We start from the raw sequence: 22,213 nt of genomic DNA on the forward strand, positions 1-22,213 counted from the left end.
CAACAAATAGATTGTCAATGTCTATCACTAAATCAATAATTTTTAGAACCATATAACTTAGCTATATGCAGACTTCATTTAGATAATTTAACCGATTTTTTCCATTATAATTATAAGTTATTTCATAGTATAATGCAAGCAATTAGTATACATTTACTCCAACTTAAAAATCTTCCCGGGATTTAAGATGTTATTTGGGTCAAAAGATTTTTTGATTTTCTTCATCAGCCCAAGCTCAACAGGGTCTATTAATTCTTTCATAAATTTCCTGCGTTTAGAGCCAATACCATGTTCACCACTAAGTGTACCTCCCAATTTTAGAGCGGCCTGATATAATTCATATAATGCTTTTTCCTCAGTCTGGTACCATTCCTGCATATCTATATCTGGATTTTTAACCAGTGTTGCATGTAAATTGCCATCACCAGCATGCCCATAACAGGGAATCTGAATATTATATTTCTTTGAAATACAAGTTATTTCTGGCATCAACTCAGGTATTGCTGCAATAGGAACAACAATATCTTCTAAACTCTGATGGGGACTGAAAACCTTAAATGCCTCAGCAATATTTCTACGCACATTCCAGACCCTCTCCTGTGTTGTACGATTATCTGCTACATAAACTTCAATAGCCCCTTTTTCCAGACACAACTCCCCAATAGTTTCGGCATCATCTTCAACTTCCTGTACTTTATGACCATCTACTTCAATTAAAAGAACTGCCCCTGCCTCTTGATAAGGAAGGTTCTCATTCAAATACTCACAGGATTTTTTAATTGATAATTTATCCATAAATTCAATACCAGTAGGAATAATCCCGCCTCTAGTCATAATAGTAGGTACCATCTCAATAGCTGATTTAATATCTTTAAATAAAACGAGCAAGTCAACTTTTTCAGTTGGTAGAGGCAAAAGTTTTACAATGGCTTTTGTAATAATACCTAGGGTTCCTTCTGAACCAACAATCAATTGTTTAAGATCATATCCGGTAACATCTTTAACCCTTTTTCCTCCAAGTTGAACAATCTCACCTGTAGGAGTAACAATTTCTAATCCCATAATATAGCTACCAGTCACACCATATTTTACTGCTTTACCCCCACCTGCGTTTTCAGCAATATTTCCACCAATATAACAGGACTCTACACTCATAGGATAACCAGCAAAAAAGAGTCCTTTTTCCTTAATTTCTTCATTAACACTATTAGTAACTACCCCTGGTTCCAGAGTCATCATTAGATTGTTATAATCAACCTCTAAAACCTGATTCATTTTCTCTACTGATAAAACTATTCCACCATATTCAGGGATCGCCCCACCAGATAATCCACTCCCAGCACCCCTTGGAGTAACAGGTATTAGCTCCAGGTTGGCCAGTTTCATTACAGTAGAAATCTCCTCTGCTGAACTTGGGGTTATTACTACTTCTGGCAGATGGCCATACTGTTCAATAGGGGTTTCATCATGGGAATAGGTCTCCAGCTTTGCTGGGTCAGTTAAGACATTTTTTTTCCCCAAAATCTCTATCAGTTGGTCTAGTATTTTCCCAGTAACAGGATTATATTTCACTTTACACCCTCCCTCTCCAATAGCTCATTTATTTCTGGGATTATTTCAAAAAGATCACCAACAATCCCAAAATCAGCTACTTTAAAGATAGCTGCCTCCGGATCCTGATTTATCGCAATAATTGTTTCAGCTGTTTTCATCCCAGCCAGGTGCTGAATAGCTCCTGATATTCCAGCAGCTATATAAAGTTTAGGGGTTACAGTTTTACCACTAAGCCCTATCTGGTGTGGATAAGAGAGCCAGTCCCTATCAATTGCTTCCCGGGAAGCCCCTATTACACCATTAAGTCTTCCAGCCAGTTCATTAAGCAAATCGAAATTTTCTTTTTTCTTGAGCCCCTTGCCCCCAGCTACTACTATCTCTGCATCTTGAATATTATCTTCTTCTGCATCATTTCTAAAAGCAATTCTCTCCACCCTACCATCAAAGAGCTGCTGATTATATTGATAATTTATAATCTCTCCCTTGCCTTGGCGTGAATAATCAACTTGGGCTGGCCTAGTAGACCTGGGCCTTACTGTCGCCATCTGTGGTCTGTGTTCAGGTGTTTTAATTGTAGCTAAAATATTACCACCGATAGCCGGTCTAGTCTGTAGGAGGTCATTGGAATCTTCCTCTATATCCAGTTCTGTACAATCAGCTGTGAGTCCTGCATGCATTCTAATGGCCACATGGGGCATTAACGCCCTTCCACTAGTGGTTGCGGCTGATAAAATAATAGCTGGTTTATATTTCTTAATCAACTCTATCAAAACATTACTGTAGTTTTCTACAATAAAATGTTCTAATTCAGGTGCATTTGCTAAATAAACCTTATCTGCCCCCCTTAATATTAGTTCTTCTGCTTGTTCTTCACTGATATTATTACTTAGTAAAATCGAGGTCAATTCACAGCCTAGTTTTTTAGAAAGTCTTTTACCCCGGGTAAGTAATTCATAAGATACTTCTTTAATTCTTCCATCTTCAGCTTCAGCAATAGTCCATATGCCTTTATGTTTCATCGACTGTCTCCCCCTTAAATAATTTCCTTTTCCTTAAGAAAATCTTTAAATCTCATTACAGCCTTTTGCAGACTATCTTCATCAATAACCTTGAGATATTCTCCATTCCTGGTAACTCTGGGATGACTTATTTTAACTACTCTGGTAGGGGAACCTTGTAATCCTAGTTTCCCCTGTTCTAATTCAATATCTTCTGCCGACAATTTTATTAACTCTGCTTTTTTAGCTTTCTGCTTCCCCCTTAAAGTAGGTAGACGGGGAAAACTAATTTCTTTTACTACTGTTAAAAGGGCAGGTAAGGGTGCTTTTAATACTTCATATCCTTCTTCAACTAATCTCTCAACTGTTAGACTATCTTCTTTAATATGGTTAATCTTACTGATATAAGTAAGTAATGGTATATCTAGAAAAGAGGCTATCCCTGGTCCAACCTGTCCGGTATCTCCATCAGTAGCCCTTTCTCCAGCTAAAATCAAATCATATTTACCCAGTTTTTTAATAGCTTCTGCCAGGGCATATGAGGTTGCCCAGGTATCTGAACCAGCAAATTCCTTGCCTGATAAAAGAACTCCTTCATCACAACCCATAGCTAAGGCCTCTCTTAAGGCTTTTTGAGCCGATGGGGGGCCCATAGTTATAGTTGTTATCCTTCCACCATATTTTTCTTTAAGTTCAATTCCTAATTCAATTGCATAAAGATCTAAAGGGTTAACAATGCTTTCTACTCCAGACCGCACCATTGTTCCTGTCTCTTCATCCATTTTGACATTCCCTGTTTCCGGTACCTGTTTGATTGGTATTATTATATTCAATTCCTACTCCTCCTTTAAAAAACTTCCATTAATAATTGGGAACAGTATTTTCAAGTTTATCTATAGCTGAAATAACCATTTCTTTACTTACCTTAAAGGGCATTAATCTCATCACTGGATCAGTAGTCGCTTTTTGGGCAACTCCCTCAATAATTTTTTTAGAATACGGAAGTTTTAAGCCCTTTAAAGAAGGTTCCAAACCAAGTTTCCTGAAGAAATATACTACTTCTTTAATCTCTTCCTCTGGCAGGTCTTCCATAAATAACTGAACAACTATACCGTAGCCAACTTTTAAGCCATGTAATAACTCGTGGCTTTCTTCAATAATTGTTAAAGCATTATGGATAGAATGGGCTGCTGCACCGCGACAGGTTTTTTGTCCAATACTTTGTATTATTCCAGTAGTAAAGATATTTAGATCTATAACATCCTTTAAAGCCTGTCCTGTTTTTTTAGACCTAACTAATTTAATTGCTTCTTCTCCCTGTTTATTTATTCGAGTATAGAGGAGTTCAGCCAATTTAATTGCCGATGCAGTAAAAATATCTGGATTATCAATATTTTTAACAGCTGCTCTCCCCTCATACCACTTAGACAGGGCATCAAGAATACCTGATGTAAAATACTTAACAGGGGCATTGGTAATTACTATTGGATCAACAAGTACTAAATCCGGGTTACTCCTTAGATAATAATCTAGTTGATATTCTCCAGCATCATTATAAACAATAGACAGAGGGGTTACTGCAGCACAAGTAGCAGCAATTGTCGGTATGGTTACTATTGGTAGACCACAGCGATCAGCAACAACTTTAGCACAGTCTAAAGACTTTCCTCCACCAACACCGATAATCACCTCAGCTGAAATGTTATTTGCCTTACTCATTATTAAATTAATATTGTTTTCACTACATTCCCCTTTAAATACATGTTTTTCCCAGGCTATACCTGCCTTATCTAAAGAACTAACTAAGTCATTTTCAATAGATTGCAGTGCTCTCGGCCCTCCACTAATCAAAGCTCTTTTCCCCAGTTCAGCGACAATTTGACCACTTTTTTTAATTAATCCTTCTTCATTCAAATATAACACTGGAGCAGTCTGCATATATTCCCGCATTACACCTTTTTTCATAACTATTACCTCCTTCTTTATTATAGTAAATTATTTATAAACAACTACATTAAATTGAATAATCTAGGTAAAAACAAAGATATTTGTGGAACAAAAACCAAAATCAATACTGCTATAAAGATAATCGCTAAGTACGGCAGAATTTCTCTAACGATATTTTCAAATTTTTCCCCTGATACACTACTGGCTGCAAATAGACATACACCTAACGGCGGTGTTATTAATCCAACATTCATGACAATTATCATAACTGTTCCAGCATGAAGAGGATGAAAACCAAGAACCAATAACATCTCAGAAAAAATAGGGGCTAACATAATACAGGCTGCTCCACTTTCTAACCAGGTACCTACAAACAAAAGTATCATAACAACAAATAAAAACACTAACCATTTGTTACCGATTAATCCTATAAGATAATTTGCCATAATCACCGGTAAATTAATGTAGCTTAATACCCAGGAAAGTATCATAGCCATTGCAATTATAAAAAGTAGCATTACAGTTGTACGAACAGAATCTTGTACATTATCTAAAAAAACTTTTAAATTAATTTTTTTAAAGACAAATTTTCCTAAAATCAATGCATATAAAACAGCAATAGCTGCTGCTTCTGTAGGTGTAAAAAAACCAAACACTATTCCCCCTACAATTATAAGTGGCATTATTATTGCAAGAGCTGTTTTTAGCATTGTTCTTAATAAACCCTTTAAACTAAAACTCTCCACTTCATAGCGGGGATAATTTCTTTTTTCACTAATAAAATAGGTCAAAATCATTTGAGATATGCCAATTGTTACTCCCGGTAGAATAGCAGCCATAAACATTGACCCAATAGAAACTCCAGTTACAGCACTGTATAATACTATTATTATACTCGGAGGAATAATTGGCCCTACTAAGGATGATGCTGCAGTTACAGCCGCTGCAAACTTCCTTTCATATCCGTTTTTTTCCATTATAGGAATAAAAATAGAACCCAAGGCTGCTACATCTGAAATAGCTGCCCCTGTAATACCTGCAAATACAAGACTTGTTAAAATATTTGCCTGAGCTAATCCCCCTCTAAAGCGTCCTACAAGGTAATTAATAAAAGATACTAATTCATCAGTAATGCCAGAGGAATTCATTATTTTCCCAGCTAGGACAAAAAAAGGTACAGCCATAAGAGTAAACTGGCTCATTCCTGAAAACATTCTCTGGGGAATAATAGTTGCAGGAAGTTCCCCTATTTTAAGCCATAGAGTAGCTATAAATCCTAGTGTATAAGCTATAGGACTTCCAAATAAAAGCAATACTATGAGACCAATAAACATTACTAAAGATAAAACCATTACACCCATATCTATTTCTCCTCCTTTCCATTAAAGCCTGTTTGTCTATTTAATAGTATTTTTAGGTCCCTCCAAATTAGTATTGCAAGATTAAAAAGAATAAGCAATCCCCCAACAGGAATAGCTAGATTAGGCCAGAAACGTGTTATAGGTAAAGAAGCTAATATCATCCTACTTCCACTCACAGCATAGTTTATACCGTATTGAACAATATGGTATATGGTCCAAAATGTAATAATATGAACTATTATCTTTAAAATAACTTGTATTCTATAATTAAACTTATCTAATAGAAAGCTAATTTGAATATGCCCTTCTTCAATAACCAAAATTGTCGCCCCTATCATACCAAGCCAGACCATCATATACCGACAAACCTCTTCTGCCCAAGGAAACCCTATATTTATATAACGCAAAAACACTTGTCCCCACACTATAAATAACATAATAATTATCATTGTCATAGAAATTCTTTCACATATTAAACTAATAAAACCTGCTACTTTCATACTAATACTAATGTTTTCTTCTTCTTTTAATTTATTCGCTAACATTAGATATACCCCCTAGTCATAGAAATAATTAAGACTGGTAATCCAGCTGGATTACCAGTCAATTTATCATTTATTACTGTTCATCCAAACCAAAGGATTTCTTAACCTTTTGAATTTCAATTAATATTTCATTAATTAATTGAGGATTATCTAATTGTTCAGCTATTATTTCCATTACTGGTTCCCTTACTTTACTTCTAAACATAGCAATCTCTTCTGGGGTAGGAGTATATATCTCCTTAAGGTCTTCCTGCATCATATTCAAAGCCATCTCTTCACCAATTCTCATCCGTTTTCTCAACTCTAAGGCAGTTACCTCTCCAGCATCTTTTATTAATTCTTGATAAGCCGCTGGTAAGCTTTGATACCAACCATCATTAGTTATAATATGAACCTGACTATAAACATGCTTATTTAAAGTTAGATATTTATTAACTTCATGTAAAGAACCCAGTACCAGGGTAGCAGGTGAATTCTCACAACCATCAACAACACCAGTCTGGAGTGCGGTATAAAGTTCTGTCCAGGGTACAACTGTTGGAATAGCACCAAGTTGTTTGACAATCTCTTGGTGAGCTTTTATTGGCATTACTCTTATCTTCATCCCTTTCATATCTTCTGGTGTATGAATAGGTTTTTCATTATTCATGAAACTTCTGAAACTGTTGTCATATATTCCAATAACTCGAATGCCTGTCTTTTCCCTCATTAATTCAAAGAGTTTATGGCCAAATTCTCCTTCCATAACCTCAAGTGCAATATCTACATTATCAAACAAATAAGGTATAGATATAACTTGAATATCAGGGAAAATTGTCGAAATAGTCCCTTCAGTATGCCCCATACTCACATGATTGGGGATAGTACCGAGCATAACCTGTTCTTGTAACTCTCCAGTATTGCCTAAAACACCACCACCCTGAATATTAACAGTTATTTTCCCCTGCGAATTTTCTTCAAGATATTTTTTGAAAACCAGAGCTGAACCATGTGTATGTTGTGTAGAATCTACTACATCAGGATGTGATAACATTATTTTAATCGGCTTTAAACCTGAGAGATCATACCCTTCATAAGTATCAGCCAAAACCAAACCCGTAGTCAGAATTAGAAAGAAGACAACTGCAAAAATGGTTAATGTTCTTTTCATATTTTCCTCCCTTTTTGTTCGTACGTCTAACTATAATAGAAATACAAAATGAAACACTAATTATCCGTAAATCTTTCTAACCAATTCTTCCATTTCTTTCATTTCTTCCATTGTCAAAGGTTTAACAGGTTTCCGTGGAACACCAACATCAACACCTGCTACTTTTAGAAATCCTTTAAATACTGCTGCAAAATGTGGCAACTGTTCTACATCTTTTTCTTTCTTCCAGGCAATATAATACCAGACAAGAGGTAAAACCCTATCCCAGGTTTCCCATGCTTCATCCATCTTACCCTCTTTTACTAGTGTAAATACTTGTTTACAGATATCAGGCACAACATTTGGCAAACCTGTTAAAAGACCATCTGCACCTCCAGCAAAAGCTTCAACAAGGTTATAATCATGGCCATATAATACTGATAAATTATCACCACATAAGTGTTTCAAATCATGGCATCTTGATGGTTCCCCATGTGCAACCTTAACCGAATGAATAACCCCTTCATCAACTAATTCTTTAATCTCAAATGAAGTAAATTCATAGCCGGCAAACCAAGGATTATTGTAAAGAATAATTGGAATATCAATCGCTTTAGATATTGCACGATAATGGTCAGGTACATCTTTTTTAGGTGGACGCATATAATATGGCAAGATGACCATAACCCCATCTGCCCCTTTTTCTTGGGCATGTGTACTTAAATCAATAGCCAGAGCAGTTGAATAATGCCCTGTTCCAGGATAAACAGGAACCCGTCCATTTACCTGATCAATTACAAATTCAGTTACATATTTTCTTTCTTCCATGGTCATTGCGATAAATTCACTAGTACTACCACAAGGTGCAATACCATCTACACCCTTTTCAATTAAGTAATCCACAAAATTTCTTGTTTTTTCTTCATTAATTTTCCCATCTTCATCAAATGCAGTCAGTGCTGGTACAATAATACCTTTAATCTCTGTCATTAAAAATTTCCCTCCTTAAATTTTAATCATTATTATATCTGCAAATCTGTTTAAAAAGTTTAATATATCGTATATCTCCCCTCCTCCCGTTTTACGTATTACTTTACAATAACTATGACAAACCTCACAACTTACCTCAGCTACAAAAAACCCAACTGGAAACTTAATAGAAAACTGCGCCGTTAACGTTTTCAACGGACATATTTTTTCTCCATTTAAAATAATATGCAAGATATTTTAGAGACAACTTTTTTGAAAACGTTAACGGTAACGTTAACGATATCTATATTATACCCATTCTAATTTAATAAAACAAATATCATTAAATCGACTGACAACTAATTATCTCCTATTATATCTGTTTATAATAAATTTTCTGACTTGTTCTTAAATTTTTAATCTTCTTTTGTTTTTAGTTTAAAATAATTAATCTTGGAAAAATACAATAATACTATTTTTTACCCAAAATATAATTCTGGTAAAAATAATATAATCTGTGGGAGATAGGTAATCAATAATAGGATTCCAATACTTGCTAACAAAAAGGGAATGATTTCTTTAATAACTTTTTCCATAGGAAGATTACTAATGATAGTACCCGTAAAAATTGCTTGCCCATATGGTGGTGTTATTAATCCAATCATTAAGTTTAATGCCATCACAACCCCAAAATGCACTGGATCTACCCCAAATTTAACCATGATAGGAAATACTACTGGTCCAATTATTAAAATAGCTGGGAGACTGTCCATAAACATTCCCCAAACAAGAAGAAATATATTCATCATAAATAATAGAATATAGACATTATCAGTAACTGTAGTTAAATAATTAGTAAGTAAAACAGGGACTTTTTCAACCGAAAGAATCCAACTAAAAACATTTGAAGCCGAAGAAAGCAATAAAAGTGCTGCCGAAACCATGGCTGACCTTTTTATTATTTTATAAAGATCCTTTAATTTAATATCCTTTCTTTTAAAAATCAAAGTCAAAATAAACCCATATAATACAGCTACTGCTGATGCCTCAGTGGGAGTAAAAACACCTGTTATGATTCCCCCAAGAATAATTATTGGCATAAAGAGAAAAGGAAGACTATTAATTACTACTGTCAAATATTCTTTCAATGAATTTTTTTTATTATAAAGTGGATAATTCCTCTTTTTAGCAATGAAAAAAATTATTAAACATTGGGCTATACCAATCAAGATACCTGGAATAGCTCCTCCTAATAACAAACGACCAATAGAAACCCCTGTAACTGCACCAATTAATACTAATGGAATACTCGGCGGAATAATTGGACCTTGTAAAGCAGAGGTAACTGTTACCGCAACACTAAAATCTTTGTCATAGCCACCCTCTTCCATCAATTCTATTTCTAAAGGACCTAGGCCAGATACATCAGCCAGCGCAGAACCTGAACAACCTCCAAAAAGCATACTTGCCAAGACATTCACATATGCTAGTCCTCCCCTGAAACGTCCAACAAATATATTAGCCAGTCTCAATAACTTATTACCTGTTCCAGAATAGACCATTAATTCGCCAGCTAATATAAAAAATGGTATTGCCATTAAAGTAAAAATGTCTATCCCAGTAAACATTTGGTTGATAAGAATAAAAACATCTTTACCTGATCCCAAAAAATATACTAAACTTCCAAAAATCATTGCAAACGAAAGTGGCATACCCATAAACATTGACACTAAAAAGACAACTAACATCAATATAAATATATATGAAAAAATCATATTTTTTCTCCCTTCTTTAATTTTAGTCTTTCTCTTTAATAAACACTACTTTAAGATATTTTAATACTAACTGAATCATCATTAGAACAGAACCTATTGGAATACTAATAAATATCCAGTTAAAAGGAAGTCTTAAGGCTGGTGTTTTGGAATAGACTGCCATAACTGTTTTTTCCATACCATATTTAAACATATATATTAACAAAACAAATATGATAAGATCAATAATGATAAACCATACTCTCCTGAAAGCAGGTGAAAATCTGTTTATAACAAATGTTAAAGAAGGGTGCCTATTTTTATTATAGGCAGAACATATTCCTATAAAAACTAGATATACCATCAAATATCTAGCAGCCTCTTCAGCGCCAAACCAAGGATTATTGATAACATATCTTTTCCAAACTCCAATAATAATAACAATAAACATAGCAATAAATAACAAACTAATAATCAAATTAATTAATTCTGTAAAATATAAATCAATTTTTTCTATAGTTTTCTTCAAATTAACCCCCCCTTTATATATTGTTAGCTTTCCACCTTATAAGGTGGAAAGCCAACATATATTTTCATACCATCTTAGAAAGTTTCTTCTGCTAATTTTTGTTCAGCTTTTTCAACTGCATTAAGAAACTCATCTACTACCTGATCACCTATTTTTTCTCTCATCCATTTCTCAACAGGGGGTCTGGCCACTTTTTGGAAGGCACGTTTTTCTTCAGGTGAAAGGGCATATATCTTCATACCTTTTTCCCTGAGTTCTTCTATTGCTATAACATCAAGTAATCCACCAAAACCATTATAAGTATTCATAGCATTACGGCTTCCATGGTATAAGGCCTGTTGAAGGTCTTCAGGTAAACTCTGGTACCATTCTTCATTAATTAAAATAGCACCTACAGCTAAGAGATGTCCATCCAATGACATATATTTTTGAACCTCATGAAAACTCTCTGACAAAATTAGGCTTGCCGGGTTTTCCTGTCCATCTATTACCCCGGTTTCTAAACTAGTATATACCTCCATAAATGGTACTGGTACTGGACTTGCTCCTAATGCTTTAACCATTTCTGTATGGGGGACTGTCTCCATTACTCTGATTTTTAAACCATTTAAATCTTCAGGGGATTTGATAGGTCTTACATTATTTGTGAAATGTCTAAATCCGAATGGTTCAAGACCAAGGATTCTAATGCCCGTTTTTTTTGCACAATCTTCTATGATTTTTTGAGTAAAAGGATTATTAGTATCAAGAACCCTTTTAGCTACTTCTCTTGAAGAAAAAACATAAGGTAAATCAAATATGCTTAAAGGTTCATAATACATTGAAGCTAAAACCCCTGAAGCAATATCTGTAACCTCAATAGTTCCTCGCTTTACTTGTTCAGTTGCAGATCTTTGATCCCCTAACTGTCCTGCAGGATATAATTCTACTTTGATCCGTCCACCAGACAAGCGCTCTACTTCTTGTTTAAAGACCCATGCCTGAGCAGTACTAGATGTCTTCATAGGATCTGCCTGAGTATTCCATGAATACTTCATTACATATTCTTCTTTAGCCAACGAAACACTTCCTAAAAGAACCACACATACACCTAAAGTTAGTAAAAAACAAAAAACTCTTTTCATTTTTATCCTCCTCTTTATTTTTTAGACATTAGAACCCAAACTAAATCAATACCGGCTAGTCTCCTCTATCTTGAATCTTAATAAACTTTTGCATTTTATACTTTCTGCAACCTTACTTGAAGTATTTCAACAGAATTAAAAACAATATGTTTTTAAAAATTCTGTCTTTTAAACGGCAATATCGTTGCTAATAAATCGTCCAACTAGTTAATTTGTGATCCATAGGAAGTGCTAGTATATAATAAACAGGTTTATGCATAATACTATAACGATTATTATTTGTTTTTTAATAGACATGGCATTGAACTTATTAAAATAGTTAATTATACAATTTAATTATAAATAGTTTCAATCTTTTGAAATATATAAGCTCAATGCCATCTTAATTTAAATATGCCTTTTAATACAACAGCAAAGTGTGAAGGATTTTCTGTATAAACTTAACAGCCATAAAAATTACTCTTTAGATACTTAACAATATTTCTAATGGTTTTTCCATCCTCTTCTTAAATTCAGGATCTAATTCTTTTAAAGGTTTTCTTGGAATACCAACATTAGCACCTTGAACATTTGCTGCCCATTTTAACATTTCTAACCAGTGTACTTGAGCATTAACCTCTGGATCCATAAAGAAATTTATAAACGGTATGAATTTATCCCAGATTGCCCTTCCTTTATCAAGATCTTTTTCAACCATTACTGCTTCCTGTAAGGCTCTACATTGTTTTGGAAATGTTGCTGGAAATCCTGAAAGCCATCCATCTGCTCCAGCTGCTAATCCTTGTAAGGCAGCATAGTCATGTCCATAAAAAACAGTCATCTTATCTCCACATTCAAACTTCATGTCTGATACTCTGTTTGCATCACCGTGAGCTGCTTTTACACCTGTTAATACCCCTTCATCAACAAGTATTTTGGCTTCTTTAGCAGTTAATTCATATCCAGCAAACCAAGGATTATTATATAGTATCATTGGTAATTCTGTTGCTTTATGAATTTCTCTAAGATGATTCATTGCTGCTGCTTTGTATGGTTTATAGTAATATGGTAAAATTACCATTAAACCATCAACACCAACATTTTTGGCATGGATACTAAGTTCAAGTGTTTCAGGTGTTGAATATTTACCAGTACCAGCATAACAAGGTATTTGACCTGCAACATACTTTGTAACATGCTCAATAACTCTTTTTTGCTCTTCCATAAACATACCAGCACTTTCGCCAGTACTTCCACAGGGAACTATTGACTGAATCCCATTATCAATCAGCCAGTCAATATACTTTTCTGTTCCCTTTTCATCATAAGTTCCATCACTTTTTTTCCATACTGTAAACATTGGTGGGAAAATCCCATAAGCCTTTTTCATTAATAACATCTCCTAATCTTGTATTATAAACTTACATAATTAAAAAATTTAAGACCAATTCCAATATTACTTTTAATTTGGTATGTTGTCAGACCAATTATACTTCAAAAAAATAGTTTAGTTTTTCTTTATTAATTTAATTGCATCAGAAAGAGCACTATTAACATGTGATGTCATTGCACTAATAGCCCTTGCAACATCTTTTGTACTCATTGCATTTATTATTTCCTGATGAGCTTCGTATGCATTTTCAGCATTTTCTTTAATTGAGAATATTTTAATCCTGTATTCTAAAATTGCTTCAGAAATTTTTTCGTTTATTGAAATTAACAAGTTGTTGCGAGTAGCTTCACTTACATAGCTATGAAACGTATTATCGATAACTTCCATTTTTATTACATTATTTTCTTTGATAGCTGTTTTTAGCTTTTGATTTGTTGAATTTAAATCTTTAATTAGTTTTTCAAATTCCTCATCTGATGATCGTTTTAAAGCCAGCTTAATTGCCAATGGCTCCATTGCAAGTCTAATATCCATCAAATCAGTAATTTGCAGTTCATGTTCAGAAAACCAATTAGCTATGTTAAGAGATTCATTTTCATTCTTTCTTAATACATATGTGCCTTTTCCCTGTTTTACTTTTACCAATCCCAGGGCCTGTAAAACCTTTATTGCTTCTCTTACTGTAGACCTACCAACATTCAATTTTCGGGACAAAACTCTTTCAGTTGGCAGCTTGTCACCTATCTTTATTTTGCCCATTATTATTTCATCTTTTAAAGTTTTTATAACACTATCTAAAGTTGACATTTTTTCTATTGGTTTAATTTTCATATTATTACTCTTTCCTTACTTGATTTAAAATTGGTCTGACATCTTATAAGACAACTATAACATCTCCAAATTTTCTTGTCAATAATTTAATAGATTATATATCTCCTCCCTTCATTAGTAGAAAATTTAAAGTCAAAACTTATTTTAGTTATAAAAACAAAATATAGTAATTGAATAACCAATACAAACGATGCTGTTAACATTTCTAATAGATATATCTATTTGTTGTAATATTACAAGTCTAACATCTCTTTACAGCTAATATTTAATGTAACTTAATCATATTGTTTAATAACGTTACCGGTAACGTTATCGTTATTTATATTATACCCTAACCAGCATTATTCTAACAAACACCAACAAACTGATTGACAACTAATTATCTCCTGTTAGATATGTTTATAATAAATTTTCTGACTTATTCTTAAATTTTTAATCTTTTTTATCTTTGCCCTTTACTATCCCTAAATTTACTCGGACTCTGTCCGGCATATTTCTTAAAAATGTGGCTGAAATAGGCCGGTTCCAGATAACCTATCTTTTTTGATTTCCAAGCCTGCTACCCCTATTACTTACCAGTATTTATTTGCAATTTTCTCAATCAATTAAATTTAAACACTTTTCAAAAATGTTTCCCATGTAGAAATGAGGTCTATTATTTATACTTTTTTCCACCCATATAAAACCCTATAAGACCGGCAGAATGCCGGCCCTATATAATATCATCATAAATAAACCCTATTTGCTATTATACTACACCTATTGTTAACAAAATATTTGCATAAACCCTCTGTTCACCACTTACAATTACCAGACATAAGTCATCATTTTCCACACAATGATCATAAAAATCAAAACGCTTTTCCTTATTAAAGCCTACTTCTGAACCCAGGCATTCCTTAAATTCAAGGAATATCTCCGGCTCTTCACCCTCCCCAGGTTCCATAACTGTAACAGACTCGATACTAATTGTTTCATTTAATACATCAAGTATATCTGTTACCTTCACTAAGCCCGGAGTCAGATTCAAGTAAACAGTCTCAACCCCCTGTTTAACCTGGGTGCTAGCTGGATAATTTCCATCTGTTATTAAGACCTGGGCCCCATGTCCTGCTGCAGCAAGAGCTTGTAATATTCTTGGATGTATTAACTTCGTTTTTAGCATTAGACCACCTATTCCTGACTAAAAGATTTTTCACGTCTTTTTCTATCATAAATCACAGCTACAATTATTATTACACCAATTACAATTCTCTGTACAAATTCAGAGATATTTAATAAATTAGCGCCATTCCGTAATACTCCTATTATTAAAGCACCTATAATAGTACCAATAATACTACCTTCCCCACCCAGCAGACTGATTCCACCAATAACTGCTGAAGCAATTGCATCCATCTCATAACCAGTACCTGCTGTTGGCTGGCCTGTTATCAAACGAGAAGACTGAACAACACCGGCCAAACCAGCCATTAATCCCGAAATACTATAAATAATCATTGTGTACTTATCTACATTAATACCAGATAATAAAGTAGCATCCTTATTACTACCAATGGCATAAGTATACCTACCAATCTTGGTTTTACTTAACACAATATGGGCAAGTACTGCCACAACTGTTAATATTACTAGCGGTACAGGAATAATTCCAAACAACCTACCAGCCCCTAAAAAATCATACTCTGGAGGCAATTGATAAACAGGAATACCACCTGTTAAAAGTAAACTTATCCCCCTAGCTATGCCCATCATACCAAGGGTGGCAATAAAAGCATGTATCTTCCCTTTTGCTGTTATAAATCCATTTATAAAACCAGCAACTAGGCCTGTAATCAATCCTAATAGGATTGCCAGATACATATTTAAACCATTTGCCATTGTTAAAGTTGCTACTATACCACTTAAACCCAGTATTGAACCAACAGATAAATCTATACCCGCAGTAATTATAACAAATGTAACACCAATACCCATCAGGGCAATAACGGTTGTTTGTACACCAATAGCCAGAAGATTATCCACTGTTAGAAAATAAGGGGAGGCAATAGTCAAGATTAAAGATATTATTATTAACCCCGTAAATGGTATGATTTTTTCTGAAAATTTACTTATAAACAGTTTCAAATCTTTTTTTTCTTCACTCTTTATATTTTCCATTTTTATCCTCCTCTTTAAGACATATTCCTGGTAGCATATTTCATAATCTTTTCCTGAGTAGCCTCACTACCATTAATCTCTCCAGTCATCACACCATTAGACATGACTACTATTCTATCACTCATAGCAAGTATTTCTGGTAAATATGATGAAACCATTATTATAGCAGTTCCCTGTTCAGCTAACATATTCATTACCTTAAATATCTCACGTTTAGCACCTACATCTATCCCCCGTGTCGGTTCATCAAAGAACAATATCTCAGATTTACTGCACAGCCATTTGGAAATAACTACTTTTTGCTGGTTACCTCCACTTAAAAATTTAACCTTCTGGTTCAGTGAAGGGGTTTTAATCTTTAACTCATCTTTATACTTAGCAGCAATCCTTCTTTCTTCCTGTTTATAGATCAAACCATGTCTTATATAATTATCTAAGGTACTAAGACTAATATTCTCATCAACAGCCAAATCCAGAGCCAGCCCCTGTTCCTTTCTACTTTCTGGAACTAAACCAATACCATATTCTATAGCATCTTTAGGTGAATTTATCTTAACTTCATTATTGTCTACATAAATTTTACCAGTTGTAATGGGATCAACCCCAAAAATAGCCCGGAGAATCTCGGTGCGACCTGAACCAACCAGCCCGGCAATCCCAAGTATTTCACCTTCTCTAACTGAAAAAGACACCTTACTAATCACATTCCGGCGTGAAAGGTTTTCTACCCTTAGTTTTTCCGAACCTATCTTGACATTACGTTTAGGATATAATTCCTTAATTTCTCTACCTACCATTAACTCAATTAATCTATCAGGATCTGTTAAAGCCGCTACAGTATCTATTTTCCGGCCATCCCTGAGAATCGTTACCCGGTCTCCAACCTGTTTTATCTCTTCTAACAAATGCGAGATATAGATTATTGACCTGCCTTCACTCTTTAATTGTCTAATAATATCAAATAGTATATTCTTTTCTTCTGCAGTCAGGGCAGCTGTTGGTTCATCCATAATTATTACCTGGGCATTTATTGATACAGCCTTGGCAATTTCAACCATCTGCTGATAGGCTACACTCAAGTTTTTAACCTTTTCTTTAGGAGAAATATTAACATTTAATCTATCCAGTATTTTCCGGGTTTGCCGATACATTTCTTTATCATCTAATAAAATATTACTGCTAGATTCTCTTCCCAGGAAAATATTCTCCTGCACAGTCAGGTGTGGGGCAAGATTAAATTCCTGGTATATCATACTTATTCCTAAGTCCATAGCATGCCGTGGATTTTCCAGATTGATCTTTTCACCATTTAAAAATATTTTGCCATTGCTTTTCTGATAAGCACCTGTTAATACCTTCATTAAGGTAGATTTACCGGCACCATTCTCACCTAATAAGACATGAATTTCTCCTTTTTTTACCTCCAGATCAACATTATCTAGTGCCAGAACCCCAGGAAACTGTTTTGTGATATTTTTCATATTTATAACTAAATTATCACTCAATATAATCCCCCTTTCTTAATAAGTAGTGTATCTACACCTAGTAGTAGGTATAGATACACATTAAATCAATTATCCTTTCATTTTATTCGTTTGGGAATAATACTTTATGAACTACCGGGTCATTTAAATTACTTCTGGTAGCAACTATCGAACCTGTATCAACAAATTCAGGGATATCTTCTCCATTTATGGCCTTAATAGCATACTGTACCCCCAGATAACCCATCTGATAAGGACGTTGTACTACTAAGGCATCTACTGAACCTTCTTTTAACTGTTTAATTAAAGTATCTCCACTATCAAAACTAACCAGGACAACATCATCTTCTAAACCCCTTGACTTCAAGGCCCTACCAGCACCAACACCACCAGGTAGATTGGCTGCAAAAATTGCCTTCAAATTAGGGTTAGCTGTTAACATATTTTCCGTAACCTGCATTGCTGTAGCTATATCAGCCTGGGAATACTGTGTAGCTACTACTTCTAAGCCAGGGTATTTTTCTAAACCATCTTTAAAACCGTTTTCTCTAGCCATTGAAGTAGCAGCACCAGCTACAAAAGGTATAACACCTACCTCACCCTCTTCACCAGTAAGAATAGCTAAAATATCTGCTGCCTTCATGGCAGCCTTTTCATTATCTGTTGATACATGAGCCATAACAACACTATCATCTGCTACCCCAGAATCTATAGTAATAACAGGTATCCCTTTATTTTGAGCCTTTTTAAGGGGAGGAACCAGGGCATTGGCATCAGTAGCTGCCATAACTATGGCATCGACATTTTTGATAACATTATTTTCGATTACATTTACCTGTTTAGCAATATCAGTCTCTTTTTGGGGTCCCTGCCAGACAATGTTTGCCCCAAATTCTTCAGCAGCTGCCTCAGCACCAGCTTTAACTACCAACCAGTATGGTGAATCAGTACCCTTTGGTGACACAAGGATTGTGGGCTTTTCCGCCAGAACATGCCCACTAACAGCCAATACTAAAACCAACAACAATGAAACAATTAAATTTCTTTTACTCATAGATTAAATCCTCCTTTAAATTTTAGACTAGACTATTCCTAAAACCTGACCATAAACCTGCCCTTGATCACCTCCTTTAATTTAATCTTAAATAACAGGTTCTTTAATTATCACCCTTAAAAAAATAGCTTTTCACAATAATAAGCACATTTTATACAGTTATAATTTTATCGATTTTTATCAAAACAAACCAGTATAGTAGAGAAATATTATCAAGAAAATACTAACTTATTTTGTAATCTCACCATCTAGATCCCATATGTCTCTCCAATCATTCGCTCCTCCCCAGAGGAAAACCTGACCCTTAATGAGGCGACAATTCTTATTAATCCCTGCAATCTCTTTCATTTCCTCTTCACTAAGTGGGTCTTCTACTGTACAGCGGAGATTACTCAAATATTCATTCCGGTGAATTGAAAATGGTATCGGTACCTGCCCCCGCTGTACTGCCCATTTAACACAAATTACAGCAGGATGTACCTTATGTTTTTCAGCTATCTTAACAATAACCGGGTCCTCTATATCAACTGTATCATTTTCTGTTTTATCACGGTCAGGACGGGTTGGTGAACCAATCGGTGTAAAACCTATTGGCAATATTTCATTGTCCTTACAAAAGTTAAAGAACTCAGGCTGTTGAAAATGGGGATGCAGCTCCATCTCATTACAAGCCGGTTTGATTTCAGCATCTCTCAATAGGAGTTTCATTTTAGGGATGGTCATATTAGAAGTACCAATATGTTTTACTAACCCTTTTTTCACCAGTTTCTCCATTTCACGCCAGGTCTCCATAAAATGCTCATGGATATAAGGTTCAGCATCCGGGTCCCGGGAATCAACACTTACCCCTGGTGCATGGTGGTTGGGAAAAGGCCAGTGAACAAGATATAAATCAAGATAGTCTAACTGCAAATCCTTAAGTGATTTTTCACAGGCTGGAATTACATTACCTTTACCATGACTATTATTCCATAACTTAGAAGTAATCCACAGCTCTTCCCTGTCCAACACCTCCAATATTTCCTTTAATGACTCACCAATCAGATCCTCATTATGATAAGCAGCAGCACAATCAAAATGTCTGTACCCCACTGCTGCAGCACCCTTAACAGCTTCAGCGATATCTCCAGCACTAAAACGGTCAGAACCATAGGTGCCCATTCCAACACCAGGTATTTTATCACCATCATACAAAGTCCTTTGAGGAACCTTATTGGGGTCAACCCCCTCCTCAGCAATTCTAAATCTTTCTGTAGTCATATCTATCCCTCCATTTTTTAATTCTTCATGAATAAAATGCTCTACGCTCATACTTAATCAACAATCATTAACGCTTTCTTAGAACCACTTTTTACTCAAAGTTAACTACTTTATCATAAACCAGACCAATATATTTACTGGACGACTCTAGAAATTTTCTGGAGGCACGACGCCGGAAGACAATTTCTCGACAGTAAACAAAGGCAGGACGCCGTAGTGCAACCTTAAACTGTTCTTGTACGGTCTAGTTAAATACGGAGTACCCGTGGTGCACGACAAGGAAAGTAACTATATTGGTCGGTCTTTAGAATTAATTTACCTCTATACATTTAATTTCTTCAAAATAATCATCAACTAACTCTTTAGAAACCATTCCCGTCTTAAAAAATTGAGTATTTGCTGCCCCACAGGCCATCCCCAGTTTTATAACATCAGTCAGCTTTCTCCCCTGACTTAAAGCAACAGCACAACCTGCTATAAAAGAATCCCCTGAACCCACAGTATTCTTGACTTCTAACAGAGGCCCTTTAAAGTGATAGACCTGTTTATTAATTACAGTCAGGCACCCCTCTCTCCCTAAAGATATAACAGGCAGTCCAATCCCCTGCTTCTTGAACTCCCATAAAACACCTATATAATCACTTATGTCTGAAAGCCTTTGGCCAACAATCTGCTCAACCTCATCCTGATTTGGTTTTATCATATAGGGAATAGACTTAATCCCCTCTACCAGGTATTCTCCACTACTATCCAGTATAAATTTCTTATCTCTACTTTTAGCAATATTAACCAAGGTTTTATAGAAATCAACCGGAATACCTTCCGGCAGACTCCCTGAAGCTGAAATAACATCAACTCCATCCAGTAATTTATTATAGTGTTCCAGAAAATCTTCAAGTTCCTGGCTGCTTACAGTTGGACCATTTTCTAAAATCTCTGTTGAGGTGGTATTTTTCTGATCTGTGATATTAATACAAATTCGCGACTCACCTGTAATCTCCATAAATTGACTTATAATTCCCTGTTTTTGAACCTCTTCACTAATAAATTGTCCATTATTCCCACCCAGCAGCCCCGCAGCAGTAACAGATTCTCCCAGTAAATGTGCCACCCTGGCCACATTTAATCCTTTACCACCTGCAGTAGCTGTCATATCCTTGGGCCGGAAAACAGCATTAACAGCAAAATCATCTACTGAATAAACCTTATCTATTGCCGGGTTCATCGTAATGGCTAATAGCATTTATATTCCTCCAATATGGCTGATAAATTATTAGAGCCACAGAGCCTTATCTTCTCTTTAACCACCTTCTTAACGGCCTCTCTACCTAAACCCAGATATTTACGGGGGTCATTACCCTCTGGGTTGTCAGTAAAATACTTCTGAATTGACCGGGCCAGAGGTATTTTTAGTTCAGTAGCTATATTAACTTTAGATATCCCCCGCTTAATTGCCTCACGGACACTATCATCAGACACACCTGATGCACCATGTAATACCAGGGGAATCTCGACCAGTTCTTTGATAGCTGATAACCTATCAAAATCAAGTTTAGGTTCCCCCTGATACATACCATGAGCAGTCCCAATAGCAATAGCCAGGGTATCAATACCGGTAGCCTCCATAAAATCTTTAGCCTCTGCTGGTATTGTTAATGAGGCCTCCCTTTCATCTACACTTAAATCATCCTCTGTCCCACCGATCCTACCTATCTCTGCTTCCACAGCTACACCTACAGCATGGGCCATTTTAACGACCTCTTTTACTAGAGAAACATTCCCTTCATATGGTAATTCTGCTGCATCAATCATTACTGAAGTATACCCATTCCTTAAAGCCTGAACAATCACCTCATAGGATGAACAGTGGTCAAGATGGAGTGCTACCGGGATATTTACCTCTGTAGCAATAGTTTTGACAATATTGGCAATACATGAAACCCCTGCATGTCTTAAGGTTCCGGGAGTAGTAGCTATCATTACTGGAGATTTCTCCTCAACTGCTGCCTCGATTACCCCCTGAACTGTTTCCATATTGTGAATATTAAAAGCCGGTATAGCTATCCCCTTTTTTTGAGCCTGTTTTATAAGATACAACGGATTAACTAACGACATCTTATTCCTCCCCTTTAAAAACTAAAA

At 35.2% G+C, this 22,213-nt stretch carries 20 protein-coding genes; all 20 read right to left on the reverse strand.

Annotated features, from left to right (window positions below):
• Positions 1-153 precede the first annotated feature (153 nt).
• Entirely contained in the window at positions 154-1,572 is a 1,419-nt protein-coding gene (locus D7D81_RS01400; protein WP_125986608.1) for an FAD-binding oxidoreductase, read from the reverse strand.
• The gene (locus D7D81_RS01405) at positions 1,569-2,573 is read right to left on the reverse strand and encodes an electron transfer flavoprotein subunit alpha/FixB family protein (protein WP_125986610.1); all 1,005 of its coding nucleotides are present in this window, start codon (positions 2,571-2,573) and stop codon (positions 1,569-1,571) included. The genes D7D81_RS01400 and D7D81_RS01405 overlap by 4 nt, the downstream gene beginning before the upstream one ends.
• A gap of 14 nt (positions 2,574-2,587) precedes the next feature.
• Entirely contained in the window at positions 2,588-3,385 is a 798-nt protein-coding gene (locus D7D81_RS01410; protein WP_125986612.1) for an electron transfer flavoprotein subunit beta/FixA family protein, read from the reverse strand.
• A gap of 28 nt (positions 3,386-3,413) precedes the next feature.
• Positions 3,414-4,517, reverse strand: a complete 1,104-nt coding sequence (locus D7D81_RS01415; protein WP_125986614.1) for an iron-containing alcohol dehydrogenase family protein — start codon at positions 4,515-4,517, stop codon at positions 3,414-3,416.
• Between the two features lie 44 nt (positions 4,518-4,561).
• The gene (locus D7D81_RS01420) at positions 4,562-5,860 is read right to left on the reverse strand and encodes a TRAP transporter large permease (RefSeq protein ID WP_125986616.1); all 1,299 of its coding nucleotides are present in this window, start codon (positions 5,858-5,860) and stop codon (positions 4,562-4,564) included.
• A 2-nt stretch (positions 5,861-5,862) separates the two neighbouring features.
• Positions 5,863-6,405, reverse strand: a complete 543-nt coding sequence (locus tag D7D81_RS01425; protein ID WP_125986618.1) for a TRAP transporter small permease — start codon at positions 6,403-6,405, stop codon at positions 5,863-5,865.
• Between the two features lie 73 nt (positions 6,406-6,478).
• Positions 6,479-7,555, reverse strand: a complete 1,077-nt coding sequence (locus D7D81_RS01430; RefSeq protein ID WP_125986620.1) for a TRAP transporter substrate-binding protein — start codon at positions 7,553-7,555, stop codon at positions 6,479-6,481.
• A 60-nt stretch (positions 7,556-7,615) separates the two neighbouring features.
• Positions 7,616-8,524, reverse strand: coding sequence for a dihydrodipicolinate synthase family protein (locus tag D7D81_RS01435; RefSeq protein WP_125986622.1), 909 nt, complete (start codon positions 8,522-8,524; stop codon positions 7,616-7,618).
• Between the two features lie 458 nt (positions 8,525-8,982).
• Positions 8,983-10,278, reverse strand: coding sequence for a TRAP transporter large permease (locus D7D81_RS01440; protein WP_125986624.1), 1,296 nt, complete (start codon positions 10,276-10,278; stop codon positions 8,983-8,985).
• Positions 10,279-10,300: 22 nt separating this feature from the next.
• Positions 10,301-10,786 carry a TRAP transporter small permease gene (locus D7D81_RS01445; protein ID WP_125986626.1) on the reverse strand — a complete coding sequence of 162 codons (486 nt, stop codon included), beginning with the start codon at positions 10,784-10,786 and terminating at the stop codon, positions 10,301-10,303.
• Between the two features lie 74 nt (positions 10,787-10,860).
• Positions 10,861-11,910: a TRAP transporter substrate-binding protein gene (locus D7D81_RS01450; RefSeq protein ID WP_125986628.1), complete on the reverse strand. Its 1,050-nt coding sequence runs from the start codon at positions 11,908-11,910 to the stop codon at positions 10,861-10,863.
• A gap of 463 nt (positions 11,911-12,373) precedes the next feature.
• Positions 12,374-13,279 carry a dihydrodipicolinate synthase family protein gene (locus tag D7D81_RS01455; RefSeq protein ID WP_205739304.1) on the reverse strand — a complete coding sequence of 302 codons (906 nt, stop codon included), beginning with the start codon at positions 13,277-13,279 and terminating at the stop codon, positions 12,374-12,376.
• Between the two features lie 117 nt (positions 13,280-13,396).
• The gene (locus D7D81_RS01460; protein WP_125986632.1) at positions 13,397-14,113 is read right to left on the reverse strand and encodes a FadR/GntR family transcriptional regulator; all 717 of its coding nucleotides are present in this window, start codon (positions 14,111-14,113) and stop codon (positions 13,397-13,399) included.
• A 748-nt stretch (positions 14,114-14,861) separates the two neighbouring features.
• A complete protein-coding gene (locus D7D81_RS01465) occupies positions 14,862-15,278 on the reverse strand; it encodes an RbsD/FucU family protein (protein ID WP_125986634.1) in 417 nt (138 codons plus the stop codon).
• A gap of 8 nt (positions 15,279-15,286) precedes the next feature.
• Positions 15,287-16,273, reverse strand: a complete 987-nt coding sequence (locus D7D81_RS01470) for an ABC transporter permease (RefSeq protein ID WP_125986635.1) — start codon at positions 16,271-16,273, stop codon at positions 15,287-15,289.
• Positions 16,274-16,287: 14 nt separating this feature from the next.
• Positions 16,288-17,778 (reverse strand): sugar ABC transporter ATP-binding protein, encoded by a 1,491-nt coding sequence (locus D7D81_RS01475; RefSeq protein WP_125986637.1) that lies wholly within the window; start codon positions 17,776-17,778, stop codon positions 16,288-16,290.
• An 82-nt stretch (positions 17,779-17,860) separates the two neighbouring features.
• Entirely contained in the window at positions 17,861-18,811 is a 951-nt protein-coding gene (locus D7D81_RS01480) for an ABC transporter substrate-binding protein (protein ID WP_125986639.1), read from the reverse strand.
• Positions 18,812-19,039: 228 nt separating this feature from the next.
• Positions 19,040-20,071, reverse strand: a complete 1,032-nt coding sequence (locus D7D81_RS01485) for an aldo/keto reductase (protein WP_353622103.1) — start codon at positions 20,069-20,071, stop codon at positions 19,040-19,042.
• 310 nt (positions 20,072-20,381) lie between these two features.
• Complete coding sequence (locus D7D81_RS01490; protein ID WP_125986641.1) at positions 20,382-21,314, reverse strand: 1-phosphofructokinase family hexose kinase; 933 nt, start codon at positions 21,312-21,314, stop codon at positions 20,382-20,384.
• Complete coding sequence (fba, locus tag D7D81_RS01495) at positions 21,305-22,186, reverse strand: class II fructose-1,6-bisphosphate aldolase (RefSeq protein ID WP_125986643.1); 882 nt, start codon at positions 22,184-22,186, stop codon at positions 21,305-21,307. Before fba ends, D7D81_RS01490 begins: the two co-directional genes overlap by 10 nt.
• Between the last annotated feature and the right edge of the window lie 27 nt (positions 22,187-22,213).

Origin of the sequence: Halocella sp. SP3-1 (genome assembly GCF_003953885.1) — a bacterium.
Classification (GTDB): Bacteria; Bacillota; Halanaerobiia; order Halanaerobiales; family DTU029; genus Iocasia; species Iocasia fonsfrigidae.

What these genes read in the sequence shown, in the direction of transcription:
- D7D81_RS01405 (WP_125986610.1), bottom strand. Translation starts at nt 2,573, where the DNA reads ATGAAACATAAAGGCATATGGACTATTGCTGAAGCTGAAGATGGAAGA.
- D7D81_RS01415 (WP_125986614.1), bottom strand. Translation starts at nt 4,517, where the DNA reads ATGAAAAAAGGTGTAATGCGGGAATATATGCAGACTGCTCCAGTGTTA.
- D7D81_RS01420 (WP_125986616.1), bottom strand. Translation starts at nt 5,860, where the DNA reads ATGGGTGTAATGGTTTTATCTTTAGTAATGTTTATTGGTCTCATAGTA.
- D7D81_RS01425 (WP_125986618.1), bottom strand. Translation starts at nt 6,405, where the DNA reads ATGTTAGCGAATAAATTAAAAGAAGAAGAAAACATTAGTATTAGTATG.
- D7D81_RS01430 (WP_125986620.1), bottom strand. Translation starts at nt 7,555, where the DNA reads ATGAAAAGAACATTAACCATTTTTGCAGTTGTCTTCTTTCTAATTCTG.
- D7D81_RS01435 (WP_125986622.1), bottom strand. Translation starts at nt 8,524, where the DNA reads ATGACAGAGATTAAAGGTATTATTGTACCAGCACTGACTGCATTTGAT.
- D7D81_RS01440 (WP_125986624.1), bottom strand. Translation starts at nt 10,278, where the DNA reads ATGATTTTTTCATATATATTTATATTGATGTTAGTTGTCTTTTTAGTG.
- D7D81_RS01450 (WP_125986628.1), bottom strand. Translation starts at nt 11,910, where the DNA reads ATGAAAAGAGTTTTTTGTTTTTTACTAACTTTAGGTGTATGTGTGGTT.
- D7D81_RS01455 (WP_205739304.1), bottom strand. Translation starts at nt 13,279, where the DNA reads ATGAAAAAGGCTTATGGGATTTTCCCACCAATGTTTACAGTATGGAAA.
- D7D81_RS01460 (WP_125986632.1), bottom strand. Translation starts at nt 14,113, where the DNA reads ATGAAAATTAAACCAATAGAAAAAATGTCAACTTTAGATAGTGTTATA.
- D7D81_RS01465 (WP_125986634.1), bottom strand. Translation starts at nt 15,278, where the DNA reads ATGCTAAAAACGAAGTTAATACATCCAAGAATATTACAAGCTCTTGCT.
- D7D81_RS01470 (WP_125986635.1), bottom strand. Translation starts at nt 16,273, where the DNA reads ATGGAAAATATAAAGAGTGAAGAAAAAAAAGATTTGAAACTGTTTATA.
- D7D81_RS01480 (WP_125986639.1), bottom strand. Translation starts at nt 18,811, where the DNA reads ATGAGTAAAAGAAATTTAATTGTTTCATTGTTGTTGGTTTTAGTATTG.
- D7D81_RS01485 (WP_353622103.1), bottom strand. Translation starts at nt 20,071, where the DNA reads ATGACTACAGAAAGATTTAGAATTGCTGAGGAGGGGGTTGACCCCAAT.
- D7D81_RS01490 (WP_125986641.1), bottom strand. Translation starts at nt 21,314, where the DNA reads ATGCTATTAGCCATTACGATGAACCCGGCAATAGATAAGGTTTATTCA.
- fba (WP_125986643.1), bottom strand. Translation starts at nt 22,186, where the DNA reads ATGTCGTTAGTTAATCCGTTGTATCTTATAAAACAGGCTCAAAAAAAG.